Consider the following 2,855-nt stretch of genomic DNA (forward strand, 5'->3'; position numbering starts at 1 on the left):
TCATTGCAGAATCCCAAGCTGATCTACTCAACCGTTTCGAAAACCAACAACCATTCGTACCGCACGATGACGCAGTATGTAGGAAATGATGGCCACATTTATCAGGCTACTGCAACGGGCGGAAAGGACATTTTACGCATCAACAAAAGCACAAACGATTACGATAGCGGCTACCATTTCAATCTGGATGCAGCGCTTAACCTTACAGATACGCGTATTCAGGCTTGGAGGTACATTCAGGACGGAATAGGTCTGGTGCTGTATAACATCGCAGGCAAAGGCGGCTACATTGCCCTGATCGACCTGAATGCAAAAACCGCAACCAAAATCAGCAACGAATACGAAGCGGGACTGGACTTTGGTCAGTATCAGAACCTGGCTGTGAGCGGAGATTACGTTTACGTACCACTTACCCCGACGGGCGCAGCAGGTAAACTGTACGTGATCAATTGGAAAACGAAGGAAGTGATCAAAGGAAGCACATTAGCCGGTCAGTCAGGATCGAGCTACCTGGGTTCGTATTAACAAGCTTACTTCTTTTAACAACAAAAAACCCTGCTGGTGATTTGCCAGCAGGGTTTTTTATTGGATCGAAAAAATCAGGGGTGACCTCCGCCCCCAGCGGCACCGTAGATCTGTCCTGTTGCGTAGCTCGCGCGTTCGTCGGCAAGCTGTACATATATCGAGGCCAGCTCAGCCGGTTGACCTGGTCTGCCCAGCGGCGTAGCCTGACCGAATTCAACGATCTTATCCTGCGGCTGTCCCCCGCTCACCTGCAATGGCGTCCAAACCGGTCCCGGCGCAACGCCGTTGACGCGGATACCTTTTGGGCCCAGCTGCTTGGCGAGTGATTTTACATAAGCCACATTTGCTGCTTTGGTCTGCGCGTAGTCGAACAGGTTTTCCGAAGGATCGTAAGCCTGTACAGAAGAAGTTGCAATGATCACCGAACCTGCGCCGAGATGCGGCAATGCGGCCTTGGTAATCCAGAATGGCGCATATATGTTGGTTTTGATCGTGGCATCGAAGCCTTCGGATGTAATGTCCAGCAGAGATTCGACAGCCTGCTGGTGGCCGGCATTGTTGACCAGGATATCCAGCCCGCCTAGCTTCTGCACAGCCTGATTTACCAGCTCTTTACAAAATGATTCATTGGTGATATCTCCCGGAATACCAAATCCTTTCCTACCCTCCGCCTCAATCAGCGCAATCACCTCGTCGGCGTCGGATTGTTCGTCAGGCAGGTAATTGATGACCACATCGGCGCCTTCTCTCGCGTAAGCAATGGCAGCTGCACGCCCGATCCCGGAGTCGCCGCCGGTGATCAGCGCCTTTCTGCCCGCCAGTCGTCCTGCCCCTTTATAGCTTTCTTCGCCGTGATCAGGTTTGGGGTCCATTTTAGACGCAAGTCCGGGTACCGGCTGTGGTTGTTTGTTAAATGGCGGTTTCGGGTATTTTTCTACCGGATTTTGAAGCGATACATTGGTTGTTTCAGACATGTTGATGAAATTATAATAAGAAAATAGTTACACAGACCAGCAAACCAGCCTGTTTTCCCCTCCCCTAATAAAACTTTGCCAACTGTTGATACAAAACAGATATTATGCATTCCAAAATGACAGGAAGAACGCGAAATCTACCCTGTTACTCACTTCTGAGAGACTGAATGGGATTCATCAGTGCTGCTTTGATACTTTGAAAGCTGATCGTTAAAACAGCAATCAGTACGGACAGTAATCCTGCCAGGACAAATATCCACCATTCAATATCAATCTTGTAAGCGAAACCTTGCAGCCACTTGCTCATCAGCCACCAGGCGACGGGGGAAGCGAGTACGATTGAGACTGCGACCAGTTTCAGGAAGTCTCTGGATAACAGTCCCACAATCCCGGCTACCGAAGCGCCCAGCACCTTCCGCACGCCGATTTCCTTGGTACGCTGCTCGGCAGTGAATGTCGCCAGCCCGAATAGACCGAGACAAGAAATGAAGATTGCCAGGAATGCAAAGTAGCTCGATAGCGTGCTCACCACCTGCTCACTCAGATATTGCCGTGCGTAAGCCTCATCGGTAAAAGAATAAGTAAAAGGAAATTTGGGATTGAGCTGTTTGCAAAGCCGCTCCATCGCGCTAATCGCTTCTTTCGTTTTCCCTGCTTCAATGCGGATAATCGCATTGCCCGAAACCCTGTTTGCGCCGAGATAAGCAATCAGCGGGCGAATGCTGGTATGCAGTGATTGAAAATGGAAATCCTTCAAAATACCCACAATATGCCCCTTCCTGCCACCCCAGCTCAACTCCTTGCCGATAGGGTCTTTGTACCCGATTACTTTAAGCGCCGCCTCATTGATCAGAAAACCAGTTGAGTCCGTCGGGAATTGCTTTGAAAAATCGCGCCCCTCGGCCACTTGCACATTCATCGTTTTGACAAAATCATAACCTACTCCCACCGGCGTAAACCGTACCTTGTCACCTGGATCGCTTCCCAGCCACGTAATTCCCTCTGTCCCTGAACCATTTGAGGCGGGCGATTCGGTCATGTGGGATACCTCTTTGATGCTCGGGATATCCAGCAACGCGTCGTGGAGCAAGTGATAGTTTTTAGCCAAATCACCATCTAATGGAAAATAAATGAGGTTTTCACGATCGTAGCCCAGGTTTTTGGTTTGTACAAATTCCACCTGCCTGTAAATTATGATCATTCCTACGATCAGGATAATCGACAATCCAAACTGGAATACGACCAGTCCTTGTCTCAGGAAAACCGATTTCGTGTCAAATCTCAATGTGCCTTTCAGTATGCGAACGGGGCTGAGCGAAGAGAGAAAAAAGGCGGGATAGCTGCCGGCAACCAACC

The 2,855-nt window shown here is 49.7% G+C and carries 2 protein-coding genes and 1 pseudogene; 1 reads left to right on the forward strand and 2 read right to left on the reverse strand.

What is annotated here, in order from left to right:
- Positions 1–525, forward strand: a pseudogene (locus ACTIE6_RS22010) (hypothetical protein); the annotation flags it as partial.
- 74 nt (positions 526–599) lie between these two features.
- On the opposite strand, the gene ACTIE6_RS22015 reads toward ACTIE6_RS22010, so the two are convergent.
- Positions 600–1,499: an SDR family oxidoreductase gene (locus ACTIE6_RS22015; protein ID WP_439558681.1), complete on the reverse strand. Its 900-nt coding sequence runs from the start codon at positions 1,497–1,499 to the stop codon at positions 600–602.
- Between the two features lie 145 nt (positions 1,500–1,644).
- On the reverse strand, positions 1,645–2,855 hold a 1,211-nt coding region (locus ACTIE6_RS22020), incomplete at its 5' end, for an ABC transporter permease (RefSeq protein ID WP_439558682.1).

This window comes from Dyadobacter sp. (assembly GCF_051859145.1).
GTDB lineage: Bacteria > Bacteroidota > Bacteroidia > Cytophagales > Spirosomataceae > Dyadobacter.

Coding starts and splice junctions, on each gene's coding strand:
- ACTIE6_RS22015 (WP_439558681.1), bottom strand. CDS start 1,499: ATGTCTGAAACAACCAATGTATCGCTTCAAAATCCGGTAGAAAAATAC.